We start from the raw sequence: 13,901 nt of genomic DNA, 5'->3' as shown, positions 1-13,901 counted from the left end.
ATATTTATATGTGCGGCTATATCCTTTTATTAACACTTTTTATAATTGCTTAATATAATAAAATATAGAAATTTGAAAGGACTTATATATGAATATAGCTATAGACGGAAGAGCAGCTAATTGGTATAGAGGAACCGGCATTGGAACTTATACCTATCAACTTATAAATAATTTGAATCAGATAGATTTTTTAAATAATTATTTAGTCTTCTTGCCTGAAGAATTTCATTTTGAAAAAGAGTTCAGAAACAATTTTAAAACTAATATAGCTAAGCAAAGCAGTTTAAATAATTTTTGGGAAGAGATACGAGTACCTAATGTATTAAGTGAAAATGACATGGATCTATATCATATCCCTCAAAATGGTGTTGGACTTTCTGGCAATATTAGTTGTAAAAAGGTTATAACTCTTCATGATATCATTCCCTTAAGGATGCCAGAAACCTGTAGTGATAGATATCTAAAAATATTTAACGAGGATATGCCAGGCATAATAGAAAAGTGTGATGGGATAATAACTGTCTCTAACTTTTCTAAAGAAGATATATGTAAAGAATTTAATTTTCCTAGAGAGAAAATCTTCGTAACTTATCTTGCAGCAGAAGATATTTATAAACCCCTAAATAAAGAGGAATGTAGATATTACCTTCAAGAAAGATATGGTATCGAAGGTGATTTTCTTTTATATGTGGGAGGTTTTAGTCCTAGAAAAAATATACTAGGGCTCATAGAGGCTTTTGAATTGCTTCTCCATAAACACAATAAGAAGTTGTCCTTAGTTGTGACAGGTAAAAAAGGGATATCTTATGAAACTTATAAAGAAAAGGCCATCAAACTTGGTGTTGAAGATAGGGTATTGTTTACAGATTTTATTCCTTTAGAGGATATGCCCATATTCTATAACGCTGCAAAGGTCTTTGTTTATCCATCATATTATGAAGGCTTTGGGCTTCCCCCATTGGAAGCAATGGCTTGTGGCACTCCTGTTGTAGCCTCTACTGAAACTTCTATTCCAGAAGTCTGTGGTGATTCAGCCTTGTTAAGCAATCCATCAAGCACTGAAGACATTTGCTTAAAGATCCTTTCACTTCTAGAAAACCAAGATTTATATAAGTCATTGATAAGAAAAGGGCTAGTTCACACCGCCAGTTTCAACTGGAAAAAAACCGCTTATGACACTCTGGACGCCTATAAATCAATATAATATATATATAAATTTATTCTTTACAGAAAAACTATATAACTCTAAAGTGAAAGTTTTACAAAAAGAGTGAAAAAGGACACTAATATTTAAAAAGTATTAGTGTCCTTTTTCGTATTTTTATATTCTAATTTTATTACCTAATATTTTGAGAAATTCTTCTCTGTCCTCTTTAAATTCCAGCTTATTTATGAATCTTGTTAAGAATACATCTTCGTCCCAATCTTTATTTTTATAATAATAATCTGTAGCTGCAGTATAAAAATCTGAAGGGAATTTTAATAATATATATAGTAGCTTATATTCTTCTTCTCTTATAGGAAATACCTCGCTATAGGCTTTTATGATAGCGTTATATTTCTCAATATCATAAGCAAAGTTCTTTATAGATTTAGTTATAAGCTGTTCTATATCTTTTACTTTTAGATCTATGCTACAATAATCAAAATCTATAAAATAAGCTTCCTCATCCTTTATCAATATATTATGATGAGCTAAGTCTCCATGACATAGTACTATATTATCTTCTTCCTTACATAAGTCTTCGTATTTTATCTTTTCTATAAGTTCTATACACTGTTTTATTTCTTCTATATAGTAGTCTACATCTTTTAGAAAATATTGATCGAATTCACTTTTATATTTGTAGCCTTCTACCTGAATCTTAAGCTTTTCCATATCTTTAAGTGCATAATTGAAATATCCAGGAAGATGCCCCAAAGTAACATCCTTTTCATTAGCAGAATAATGTTCAAGCTTATTTAAATTGATTTTATCTTTAAACTCTTCTGCTATTCCTATGGAACTTTTGTGTAGATAAGCTAAGTCTCTTGCTCCAATTGAAAGGTCCACAACATTGGAAAATGCACATTCTCTTCCTTCTATAAGGTCTAACAGCGTATATATTCCATTCTGCCACTGTACACACTTGTTTCCGTCTTGGCAGGGTTCTATTGTCAAGGCTCTTTCAAATGTTCTCTTTATATAATCTAAACTCTTTGTTATAAAATCAAGTCTATCAACAGAGTAATCAATCTTCTTCAATATCTTTTTACCTTTGGAAGTCTCTAGTATATATACGCTTCTTACCGGAACCAAGTCCTCTACTTCTATTGAGAACTTTTCAAAAAGCTCAATGTTAAGATCATACTGACAAAGATATTTTTTATCGCCATACTTTAACTTTAACATCCTCTTCACCCTTTATAAATTACTATCCAAGTTACACTAAGCTATAGCCGTCTTTTAACCTAGCTTCCAATAACTTTTTTCTATATTCCTCTGAACTCCATTTTTTCTTACCTTCTCTTCTTCTTTCACATATCTTCATATAACCGTATGGATAAGAGATCATAGCTCTTATATAGTTTTCACTATCATTGTCCAATCTTGATTGCTTTACAAAATAATCTATAGCCTCTCCATAATCTATGTTTATTCCTCTTCTTTTGATTTTATTAAGATATGTTATCAAATCCCATTCAACCATGTTAAAGCAAAGCTTAGATGTATCAAAAATATAGATATAATCTTCTTTCCACAAATTCATTCTTTCACAGTTTGTAAGACATAGCTCATTATTTTTCATGCTTCTCTTGATAAGCTTTATATAAGAAGCCTCTTCAACGAACTTAATACATCTCTCTGCTCTTTGAAGCTCTTTAGGTCCGCTATATAAAAGTTCCTTATCAAACTCGTCTCTAATACCATTGCCCTGCACAAAAGAAATCATTTTTTTTAACCTTTTTAACTGTACCTTGCAATCTTCCATCTCTTTGCCTATATTACTCTGAAGTCTTAATAAATATATGCCATCTCCATCTTTAATTTTCCTATGAAGCTCACAAATAATATCTATTTGTTCTAGAATATTGTATTCACTATATTGCTGCTGTAGACTTCCTTCTCTCTGATTTGTTGAAATTAATACACCTCTTTTTTCTAGGTAATCCTTTAAGGAATCCATGTTTTTTCCTCCTGAATGTAGTACTTATCTCTAACTAAAGCGAAGCTCTAAACTGATTGACAAATTCCTGTCTTTCTGCTCTGTCTTCACTGTATTTCATTAACTTCTTTATAAAAAACTCTTCCTCCCAGGGCTGCTGCTCCCAGTAGTACTGGAGACCAATCTGCCAAAACTGTTGTGGAAACTCTATGAAGGCAGCCATAATTGGTATCTCTTCATCTAAGATCTTCTTATTAGCTTCATAGGCTTCAATGATAAAAGCTGCCTTATCTAAATCCCACTTTCCGTCCTTCATGGCTCTTATCATAAGGGAACTCAAATCGTGAAGATGTGTATCTAGTATGCAGTAGTCAAAATCTATTATAGAAATTTCATTATTTGAATCTACAAGCACATTATGGTGAGCATAGTCATGATGGCAGAAACCTCTCTTTAACAGCTCTTTTTCCATTACAGTTACGTAATTGCTTTCTTTGAGATGCTCTATTGAAGCCAAAGCTCTTTTTACTTCTTCCTTTATTAACGAAAGATATAGCTTATCAAACTCTGAAGTATAAGCCTTCTGACCAATTCTCTTCTTAAAATCCATTATCTCATTTATTCTAGTCTCAAATACATTTATCCAGGTGAACCATCCTATTCTGGGCTTCATATCCTTATTTAAGGTAAAGCCTTCACTACACACATGCAGCTCAGAAAGCTTTTCAGCTGCTCTCATTAAATCTATAGGATTGTCATAGTTACTTTCCCTGGAAATAACCCAAGGAGTGAGATAGGCATATAACCCCTCTAACTTTATATATTTATCGCCACTTACAGTGTCTATTATCTCAGGAACCTTGCTAAAGCCCTGTTTCTGCAGATATAGTATGGCTGATAAGATAAAATAAAAATGAGGATATTGATACTTTATTATTTTTAAACAATACTCCCCATGCTCTGCTCTTATCCTGTATATATTCTTAATCTTTTTACACTCTATAACATCTAAGCCATAGTTCTCCTTGATACTAGCTTTTATTTCATCTATATTCACAATGAAACCTCCAGCAAATATTTCATTTTATTATATGTACTAAAGCAACACCTTGTTCCAACATATGGTTATCTAAAATGCTATCTATCCATTGTTATTTTTAGAGCTGTACAAAGTGCATACCATCACAAAAGACATCATGTTATCAAAGTTCTTTTTATATAAACTCTTTTAACTATCACAAAAAAAAACATAAGGAATATCTATATAATATAGGAATTTTAGGAGAGATCTACATGAGAATTGCTGTTGATGCAAGAGGCATCAATTGGTATAAGGGAACAGGGATTGGTACTTATACCTACAATGTGCTAAAGAATTTGCTGAGTATAGACCTAGAAAATAATTATAGTATTTTCTGGTCAGGACCTATATCCAAAGAGTTTACCTATGATAAAACTGAAGTTATAATGGCCTCTAGAAGACATCAGCGATTTTTTGAAAATATATACTTCCCTAATTATTTATATGATAAAAAAGTAGATTTATATCATATCCCTCAAAACGGAATAGGCCTAAACGATCAAGTAAATTGTAAAAAAGTTGTTACCATACATGATTTGATTCCTTACGTTATGCCTGAAACAGTAGGCAAAGGTTATCTAAAGAAGTTTTTAAACGACATGCCTAAGATAATGGAAAACTGTGATGGAATACTAACAGTTTCTGTGTACTCAAAGAAGGATATACTCAAGTTTTTTCCATCAATAGATGAAAGCAAAATCTTCGTAACTCCTTTGGCAGCGGATACTTCCTTTATGCCACTGAACAAGGCTCAATGTAGAAAAATCACTAATGACAGATTTAACTTCAACACCGAATTTCTTTTATATATCGGTGGCTTTAGTACTCGCAAAAATGTGCTAGGAATAATACAAGCCTTTAATAAACTTAGAAAAGATACAAATCTAAGCTTGGTTATAGTTGGTTCCCTAAGGGATGAGGGAATGAAACTAGTAGATATATGTAAGGAACTTAACTTAGAAGACAGGGTTATATTTACTGGCTTTGTTGAGGATAGCTTTTTACCTATACTCTATAATGGCTGCCAAGTATTTATATATCCATCCTTATACGAAGGTTTTGGGCTTCCTCCACTGGAAGCAATGAGCTGTAACACTCCAGTTATTACCTCAGAGGTTACCTCTATTCCAGAAGTAGTTTTAGATACAGCTCTGCTTATAAATCCTTTAAGCTCACAGGAACTCTATGAGGCAATGGGAAAACTTATATCATCAAAAGAAGCTAGAGACAGCTTAGCCTTAAAAGGCTATGAGAGAAGTAAATTATTCAACTGGCAGAAAACCTCTGAAGCCACACTAAAAGCCTATACTTCAGTTTTGTCACAGGTGTAAAAGCTATCTAATATAATTGTATTTTAATATACACTATTTTTTAACATCTGCCTTTCCAAATATATGCGAGCAATACATGGCAGACCGATAAGATTTCTTTTTTACTGTTTCCCCAAACTAGCTTTTCTCCCCTTAATATTACTAGATTTATTTATCAAAAATTATATTTTCCTACACAGTAAAAAACACGGGTTTTCAGATAATAAATTTACTGAAAACCCGTATTTAAAATGTTCATTTACCGAAACTTAATCTATACTTGTTTAAAGCTGCTGGCTTTTGGCACATATATAAACTAATATTGAGCCAGGAACTATATAGCTGTAACGCTTCATGATAGAATTTATATTCTCTAATTGAAGTATCACAGCTTTATTTAATGAATATTTCCATTCACTTGTACTTCAAGCTTGTTGCTCTGCTCTATATATGAATCAATCATCTTACTCATGTCATAGAAATATTTCTTTCTCTTAGAATTTACTTCTATAAGACTCATTCTTGCCCAAAGCCTATCATAATCTAAGAATTGAACCTTCTTATCTAAAGATGCATTAGAGTAGGCATCCACATAACTTGGAAACACTCCATCTGTTGTCATATAACTAGCCAATGCCTTCTTATCAGTTAGAGCTTCTATAACAAACTCCTTTAGAGTCGCAACAGCCTTTTTGTTGTTAATTAATACTGCATTAGTTCCTTCCATGATTACAGAATTGTTTCCACCAGGCTCAAAGGAAGGTAGCTCTTTCACAAAGAATTGGCCATCACCATAGGTCTTTTCTAGATTCATATAGGTATCACTAGAACCAAATATCAATGGTGACTTATATATATCAAAATTATTATCAATTCGTAATACATTATTCTTTTTTAATTCTGAAATCATATCAATGACCTTTGATAAATCCTTATTTCCAGAGGTCATATCTAAGCTGTCTGCTGGTATTCCTAATTCATAAAGCAATACCTTAACAAAAACTTTTTCATTGTCTTCATTCATTACAATGAGATTTTCTTTTTTCCCACTGGCTTCATAATACTTCTTCCCCTCTTCAATAAGAGTATCCCAGGTGGTAATATCGTCCAGGTTAGTATTATATTTTGCTAGAAGAGCCTTATTACAAAACATTATAATGGGCCTCGAATCCCATGGTACTCCATAAAGCTTTTCATCCAATGATATTTCATCTATTCTACCTTGAGCATAACCTTTTGTTCTAGAACTCATATCACTTGTAAAGTCTAGAAATATATTTTTATTTGCTTTGTACAAGTCATTTAATTCTTGACCATCTAACAAAACTAAATCCGGTCTTTTTTCAACATCATTTAGACTAGCTTCAATAGTGCTAATATATGAACCTTGGTTTATATCATTTATGTTAATCTTCACATTTGGATACTTTCTATTAAAAGCTATCACTCTATCTTTCAAATAATTAGTATACGGAGCATAACTAGATATATTATACTCATATACCTTTTCACCAACTTTGTTTTTATTAACATCTTGTCTGCATCCTATGAGTAAAATGCTTGTATATAAAATAACCATTAATGTTGTGATGCATTTTTTCATAATACCACCTCTAATAGAACCGCTATATCCTCTGTGATATAGTACTTTTACTTATAAAACCATAACTTTCAAATTACACTTATATGAAATCTTAGCATTTTACTTAAACTAAGAATAGAATCTTTTTACTGCAATTCATTTAATTATAGCATATTACCATTACATTACGGAACTAAAAGTATACTGGTGATTTGCAACAAATACTGGGAAAATGCTGTTTTTCTCTAAATAATTATGTAAGCATTATATTTTTAGCTATTTTCTAGCATATATACGGCTAAGCTTATTAATGTTGAAATTTACTTAAGATTTGGCATATGGAAACTTAATTTATACTTGTTGGGAACTCTCAGCTCCTTGGCTTTTAGCCACGTATAAATTGAAAGTTGAGTTAGGAAGTCTATAATAACTTAATGTTTCTTTATTTAGTGAGCTTTTTTAGACAATAAAAAACATGCATATTAGCGTTTATCTCTCCACTAATATGCATGTCTTATTCATAAATTTATATTATATATAAAATTGGGCCATATTTAGTAATATTGTTTAACAGAACCTAAACTTATAATTTTAACAGCTTCTTTAGGCTACAGCTTTAGCCTTTAGCAAACTTTATGTTACCTTCCCTATTAAAGTCTTTTTCCCAAGCCTCTTCAGCCACTGGTGCAAAAGCTTCTGCATAGTCTTCTAACTGCTTTTGGAAGTTTTCATCATATAACATTGCTTTAGCACTCTCATCTGTTGGATGAGCTCCTGAAACCTTTGCCACCTCTCTTATTACATGAGGATTGTCTATCATCATACAAGGTCTTAGCATGTTTTCGTTATAAGGCTGTCTTGCTCTTAATTCTCTAAACATACTTCCTCTAAAGATATCTATAAGATCTTTATTTTTAGCATTATCTACTGCTATATGTGCAAATATACAGGGTTCTACATCTCCCTGAGAATTAATATGACAATAGTATTTACCTGCGATACATCCTCCAACATAAGGAGCATCATTAAAGAAATCGATTGTAAAGTAAGGTTTAGTTACTCTAATGTTTCTCGTCCTTCTACCAAGCTCTATTCTCTGCTGCGGTGTGAGCATGGAATTTACATCTGGCTTATCACCAACTGGCATATACATAAAGTACCAGCTCATCCTAGAACCTTTTTTAATAAGCATATCTATGAATTCTTCAGAGGTTACAGTATCCATATTATTTCTTGCTGTAGCTGATGATACACCAAAAGGTATGCCTCTAGCCTTAAGTAAATCCATTCCATCCATTACTTTATTAAAAACCCCAGGCCCTCTTCTAGCATCTGTTTCTTTTTCAAAACCTTCTAAAGAGAACATAGGCATTACATTGCCAAGCTTTTCTAGCCTTTCAGCAAACTCTTCAGTAAATAAGGTTCCATTAGTGAATGGTACAAACTGTATATCACTATACTTTTCATAGATATCCCACATGTAATCTACAAAAAATGGCTCTCCCCCTAGTACTATCATGAAGTGTATTCCCAAGTCATGGGCCTGCCCTACTATCCTATCTACATCTTCAAACTGTAGACCTTGGGACTTATCATATTTGGCAGCATAACAGCCGGTACATCTTAAATTGCATCTCATAGAAGGACTTATCAAAAGCACAAAAGGAATCTTAGTATCTTCCTTCTCCATCCACTTTTCTCTCTTACCTACTCCATACCATATTGCATTTGAAAAAAAGTTTTGAAATAACTTCTTACTACAATTCTTATTGGTATTTATAAGTATGTCCTGTATATATTCCTTAACTGAGGGTATCTCGTTGTACATCTCTTCAACGCTATCTATGCCGTTTTTTGAATCTTCATCTCTCGCTAATAGCTTTGCTAATGAAAATAACTTATCTACATTTTTCTCTGGATTTTGTTCAATAATATCACAAACTGTTCCTACAACTGCTTCTTTAGCAGTTTTTTGAATACTATCAACAAACTTCATAAAAGGAACTCCTTCCATTGCGAATAATATTATTAATACTGACCAGTCACTATATTTTATTATCTGGCTTTTAAAATATGCCTTTTAATCAAAAGAAAATATATTTATATCAAGAATTCACTAAACCTCGCATATAATCTTATAAAGTAATTTTTTTGAGGAATAGTATGATAAAAAATGGAGTCAACATAACTGGCTTGAGTGATACCGATGAGCTAAGCAAAATTGCTTGTGAACATATAATTACTTTCTCCCATTCTGACTATATCTTTATAAATAGGAGGAAGCATCCACTAAATCAACTCATATCAGTAAACATATCAGTAGATATTTCTAATAATCAGAAAATATCTCTAAAAAATAAAGCCATACTACTTGTTCAAGGAATAAAGCAATTTACCTTAGAATACAGAGATGATAGGAAAAAACGTGCAATTACCACAAGAAACATGCCCTTCACTGAAACTATTGTTTTAGGTTCAGTAAATTCAAAGTACAGCAATCTAAAACTATACACTCTTGATGCAACCTTTCAAATACTAAATCATGAAGTAGTTCTATCACAAGTGACATACTTATTAGCCTTTGATGGAGATATCTTAGAAGTTAAGCCTAATGTTATTATCAATGCTTTTAACAATTCTACTAATGTGGAGGCAGACAATATTGATATACCTGACGCTGCCCCAAGTATACCTAATCCAGATAAAATTGCAAAAAAGATAAGTCTTCCAGAAGAAAACTTAGTAATTGATAGCAGTAAATTTGATATAGATGAAGAATTTTTATAGGAGGTAACTTATGAATTATTGTATTGATGGATTAGCATCAGCTAAAATGCAGGGAACAGATTTATTTTCATATTCTAGAGAAATAATAAGCTTACTTAACTCTTCCACAAAATTTGATGAAATGAATGTAATTTGGGATAGCTTCCCTTTAAGCTTTTACTGGGAAAGACTTAAAAACATGAACTTTGTACCTCTTAGCATAGATAGAACTAAAAATGATTATTCAAAATTAGTTGATTTTCTTAAGGAAAATGATGTAGCAATATATCACTCTCCAAATAACGGCTTTAGTCTTCCTTCAGAAAAAGTATGTAAATATGTCACAACTATTCACACACTTTATCCTATGGCTGACAAGAAGAACATTGATGATAAATACTTAAATAAGTTCCTTAAGATGGTGCCTTTTGCTCTAGATATATCTGATAGAATATTAGTAAATTCAGAGTTTACAAGGGATGAGCTTATAAACTACTTTAAGGTAGATGAAACTAAGATTAAGGTGGTATACCCAAAATGCAGTGAAATATTTAAGCCTATGGAAAAAGTTCTTTGCAAAAACTTCTTAAAAAGAAATTATAAGATTGACTACCCTTATATGCTTTATGTTGGAAGTATAACAGAAAGAAAAAATTTAGAGCTTATAATAGAGATATTTAAGCAAGTTAAAGCTAAAGAAAATAAAATAAAACTTATTATAGCTGGAGATGGCTCCGGTAAAAGAGCTGATTATCTTAACAAGATAAAAACCTTGATAAATGAGTACAATCTAGACAAGGATGTAATATTCCTAGGAGTAGTTAAGTATACTCACCTTCCAATATTATATAGTGGTGCTTTATGCGTACTTGACTTTTCAAATTACAACAGTTATCCTCTTTCCATAGTTGAAGCATCAAAATGTAAGGCGGTAGTTATTTGCAATAAAACCCCTGTTAATCTTAAGGTTCTTAACAAAGCAGTGGTATATGCAAATAACGATGAAATACCAGCTATAGCTGACTTTATACAGGGAATGAATAATAACTCCTCATATAAGTCTCAGATTACCTCTAAGTTTATTGATCCTATTCACTCTAATGATGAGCAGCTTCTTGATATGTATTCATTTTAAGCCAGCACTCTGATTGATAAACTCAAGTTAATATAAAGCAAAACCACAGGCTACATCAACGTGAATTAGCCTGTGGTTTATATTTATACATTCAATTGTTTATTGTATATCGCTCTACCATTTATTCACTCAAATCCACATCTACGGGCCTAGGGAGTTTTGCTTATAACTGTCAGCCTAAAGAGTTGCATCTCTAACCAAATTAGAACTACTTATTTGCATCTTACAAATTTCACATCATCACCAGCCTCTAAAGTATCTCTATATTTATATCCTCTACCTCTGCCTCAGTGTTATCATATATAAAGTTAACCACTTCATCTAAGGATTTATTCACATGACTAGTGCTATTACTAACTGTAGCAAGTCCTAACACCAAAAGCTTATGATTATCTTGATGCTCAACTTCACTTATAGACACATTAAATTTATTCTTAATCTTTTGAATTAAGCTCCTAGACACCATTCTTTTTTCCTTTAAGGATTGGGACCAAGGTATTCTAATGGTTACTTCTGCAGTTCCTACTATCATAAATATCACCTTTTTTAATTAATTATCACTTAATTATTACACACTAAGTACTATGTTTAATAGTATTTCTTAAATTAAGTGGTCATTTATATTATTATCTCTTTTATTTAACAAAAATATAAGATTAACTTAAAGGAATTTATTAATAAACAATTTTACTGATTAGCAACATATTACTCTTTCATTAATGAATCTTGAAGCTTATTTATTCTTCTCTTAACTACTTACTTAAATCAATATAAACAGTTTTAATATCACCTTTAGCTACATATTTTACAACAATGCCGTCGTTATTAAACAGGATGTAATTAATTCCAGTTATAGGTCCATCCATATAATCCATGATATTATAAAACACATTATTCTTTAAGTCATAAATATAAATTTTCTTATCGTTTTTAAATTCCATATACTGATCTGATAAGAAGAAGTCTCCAGTGCTATAAATATAAAATCCCTTATCAATAATATCTTTAAAAGCTGGCAATTCCTTACTTACTATGTCTGTGTTTATTCTTGATTTCAGATCATAAAGTTTAAGCTTATTATCTTCAGCAAAAAACAGTTTATCTTTTTTTACATAAAAATCTGAAGAGTCCGACTTTTGTGTTATAAGCTTTATTTCTTCTGATTTTAAATTATAACTGCATATATTGTATAGTCTAGGATTATGTTGACTTTCACTTGTTTCACTCCAAAAAACCATGTCTTCGTCACATTGTAAATACGATATATCTTGATTTTTTAAGCTTTTAATTTCTTTAGAACTGTTTTCCTTTAGATTATATACCATTAACTTGGTATTATTATTATCTTCTATTCTAGCCACTACTTTACCTTTGCTAATACTTATGATTGGAAGTCTTGATATAGTTATATTTCCTTTATTATCAAGCACTCCCTCTGCTAAAATATTGTTTTTATCATCAGAAGTATTTTTATAAGCCAGTTCCCATTTAACCTCAGTACCTACCTGCATGTATTCAACCCAAACAACCAGGTTACCTTCTGCTTCTACATACTGTAAGGACCCCTTTTCCAAAATAGCCTTTACAAGTGGTTTTGAAGTACCGGTTTTTATATTATAAATTGATGCATCAGAAAAATTATTATTTCTATTTGTAATTATAAGATTTTCCTTATCATAAAAGCCTTTATAACTATAATTTAAAGGTAAATCTTTAATTTCATGTTTAGGAATTCTATCTATAGGAACTAATTTAGCTGAATTAGGAGTCATATCAATCTTAAGCTCAGTGCTCTTTTCTTTTTTTGCTATAGGAGCTAGGCTAACATTACTATCCTTCAATACATAGTGAGATACCATGGTTACTAAAAAAATAATTAATAAAAACGAGGTAGCTATAAGTCCATATTTCTTCAAATAAATATTAAAAAAACTAAGCTTATTTGCATTTTTATTTTTATATCTATTCTCATCTATATTAAGCATGATATCAGACAGCTTATTGCTAGTGGAGATATTAGGTGATAGTATACTAGATTTAAGATTATCTAATGCATCTTTTTCAAATAAGTATTCAGCCTTACAGCTTGGACACATATCTATATGTTCAAAAAAGTCATTTTTTTCATTAATATCAACATCATCAGTTACTACTTTAGGTATTAATGAAATACACTGGTTACACTTCACTATTATCGCCTCCTAATGTTTTATTTTTTTTAATATAGCTTATATACTTTTTATAAATTGAATAATACCTACGTTTTGCAGCTCCTTCACTAATATTTAAGATTTCAGCCAACTGACTAAAGGTCATGTCCTGATTATAATACTTTAAATACAACACCTCTCTATTTTTAAAGCTTAAGACTTTAATGAAATTTTCAATTATAGCTTTGGTTTCTTTAAATTCTGCAATGTCCTCTGGATGATATGCTTGTTCAGTAACTTTTATATTTCTGTCATCAATATCAACAAATATTGCTTTTTTGCTTTTTCTAAGATAGTCAATTGTTTTATTCCTTGCAATGGCATATAGCCAAGGTCTGAAATTCTTTCCCGACTTAAATGTAAAAAGTTTATTGTAGACCGAAATGAAGACTTCCTGAACTATATCTTCCGTTTCGGATATATTCTTAACATAGGCATATATATACTTGCTTATTTCTTTTTCATATCTGTAAAATAATATCTCAAATGATCTTTTATCACCATTTAATATGGCATCAATTAAATCTAAATCCTCCATAGAACCCTCCCCATAATAAAGCTTACAAATTAAATACGTTTATACTTGAAAAAAGTAACATTTATTCAAACATTATTTTCTTAAAACATTATTATTTTGTATAAATTTCATATAAGGCTCCATCACTTCGACT

12 protein-coding genes are annotated in these 13,901 nt (G+C 31.0%); 4 read left to right on the top strand and 8 right to left on the bottom strand.

The window, feature by feature from the left end:
• The first annotated feature begins 88 nt into the window (after positions 1–88).
• Entirely contained in the window at positions 89–1,204 is a 1,116-nt protein-coding gene (locus tag GXK57_RS22575) for a glycosyltransferase family 1 protein (protein ID WP_160680277.1), read from the top strand.
• A gap of 117 nt (positions 1,205–1,321) precedes the next feature.
• Here the strand turns inward: GXK57_RS22575 and GXK57_RS22570 are convergent, their stop codons facing one another.
• Genes GXK57_RS22570 through GXK57_RS22560 form a run of 3 tightly spaced genes read right to left on the bottom strand, consistent with a single transcriptional unit; the run spans position 1,322 to position 4,203 of the window.
• Entirely contained in the window at positions 1,322–2,392 is a 1,071-nt protein-coding gene (locus GXK57_RS22570; protein WP_160680276.1) for a CotS family spore coat protein, read from the bottom strand.
• A gap of 31 nt (positions 2,393–2,423) precedes the next feature.
• Entirely contained in the window at positions 2,424–3,167 is a 744-nt protein-coding gene (locus tag GXK57_RS22565) for a spore coat protein (protein WP_160680275.1), read from the bottom strand.
• A gap of 34 nt (positions 3,168–3,201) precedes the next feature.
• On the bottom strand, positions 3,202–4,203 hold the full coding sequence (locus tag GXK57_RS22560; protein ID WP_160680274.1) for a CotS family spore coat protein: 1,002 nt from the start codon (positions 4,201–4,203) through the stop codon (positions 3,202–3,204).
• A 236-nt stretch (positions 4,204–4,439) separates the two neighbouring features.
• Here GXK57_RS22560 and GXK57_RS22555 point away from each other — a divergent pair, with 236 nt between their 5' ends.
• The gene (locus tag GXK57_RS22555; protein WP_160680273.1) at positions 4,440–5,558 is read left to right on the top strand and encodes a glycosyltransferase family 1 protein; all 1,119 of its coding nucleotides are present in this window, start codon (positions 4,440–4,442) and stop codon (positions 5,556–5,558) included.
• 376 nt (positions 5,559–5,934) lie between these two features.
• Here the strand turns inward: GXK57_RS22555 and GXK57_RS22550 are convergent, their stop codons facing one another.
• Both GXK57_RS22550 and GXK57_RS22545 read right to left on the bottom strand, forming a co-directional pair.
• Positions 5,935–7,140 carry an ABC transporter substrate-binding protein gene (locus GXK57_RS22550; RefSeq protein WP_160680272.1) on the bottom strand — a complete coding sequence of 402 codons (1,206 nt, stop codon included), beginning with the start codon at positions 7,138–7,140 and terminating at the stop codon, positions 5,935–5,937.
• Positions 7,141–7,735: 595 nt separating this feature from the next.
• On the bottom strand, positions 7,736–9,115 hold the full coding sequence (locus tag GXK57_RS22545) for a radical SAM protein (protein WP_160680271.1): 1,380 nt from the start codon (positions 9,113–9,115) through the stop codon (positions 7,736–7,738).
• Between the two features lie 167 nt (positions 9,116–9,282).
• On the opposite strand from GXK57_RS22545, the gene GXK57_RS22540 reads away from it, so the two are divergent.
• Both GXK57_RS22540 and GXK57_RS22535 read left to right on the top strand, forming a co-directional pair.
• Complete coding sequence (locus GXK57_RS22540) at positions 9,283–9,906, top strand: hypothetical protein (RefSeq protein WP_160680270.1); 624 nt, start codon at positions 9,283–9,285, stop codon at positions 9,904–9,906.
• 10 nt (positions 9,907–9,916) lie between these two features.
• On the top strand, positions 9,917–11,020 hold the full coding sequence (locus GXK57_RS22535) for a glycosyltransferase family 1 protein (protein ID WP_160680269.1): 1,104 nt from the start codon (positions 9,917–9,919) through the stop codon (positions 11,018–11,020).
• A gap of 250 nt (positions 11,021–11,270) precedes the next feature.
• Here GXK57_RS22535 and GXK57_RS22530 read toward each other — a convergent pair whose 3' ends face one another.
• The 3 genes from GXK57_RS22530 to GXK57_RS22520 all read right to left on the bottom strand — a co-directional run bounded on the left by GXK57_RS22530 (position 11,271) and on the right by GXK57_RS22520 (position 13,768).
• A complete protein-coding gene (locus GXK57_RS22530) occupies positions 11,271–11,552 on the bottom strand; it encodes a DUF503 domain-containing protein (protein ID WP_160680268.1) in 282 nt (93 codons plus the stop codon).
• Between the two features lie 220 nt (positions 11,553–11,772).
• A complete protein-coding gene (locus tag GXK57_RS22525) occupies positions 11,773–13,209 on the bottom strand; it encodes a hypothetical protein (protein ID WP_160680267.1) in 1,437 nt (478 codons plus the stop codon).
• Positions 13,199–13,768 carry an RNA polymerase sigma factor gene (locus tag GXK57_RS22520; RefSeq protein WP_160680266.1) on the bottom strand — a complete coding sequence of 190 codons (570 nt, stop codon included), beginning with the start codon at positions 13,766–13,768 and terminating at the stop codon, positions 13,199–13,201. The genes GXK57_RS22525 and GXK57_RS22520 overlap by 11 nt, the downstream gene beginning before the upstream one ends.
• Positions 13,769–13,901 lie beyond the last annotated feature (133 nt).

The organism is Clostridium sp. C8-1-8, assembly GCF_009928445.1.
In the GTDB taxonomy this organism is placed as follows: Bacteria; Bacillota; Clostridia; order Clostridiales; family Clostridiaceae; genus Clostridium_AR.
Note: the sequence above shows the minus strand (reverse complement) of the source record. Positions and strands in the feature narration are given on the sequence as shown.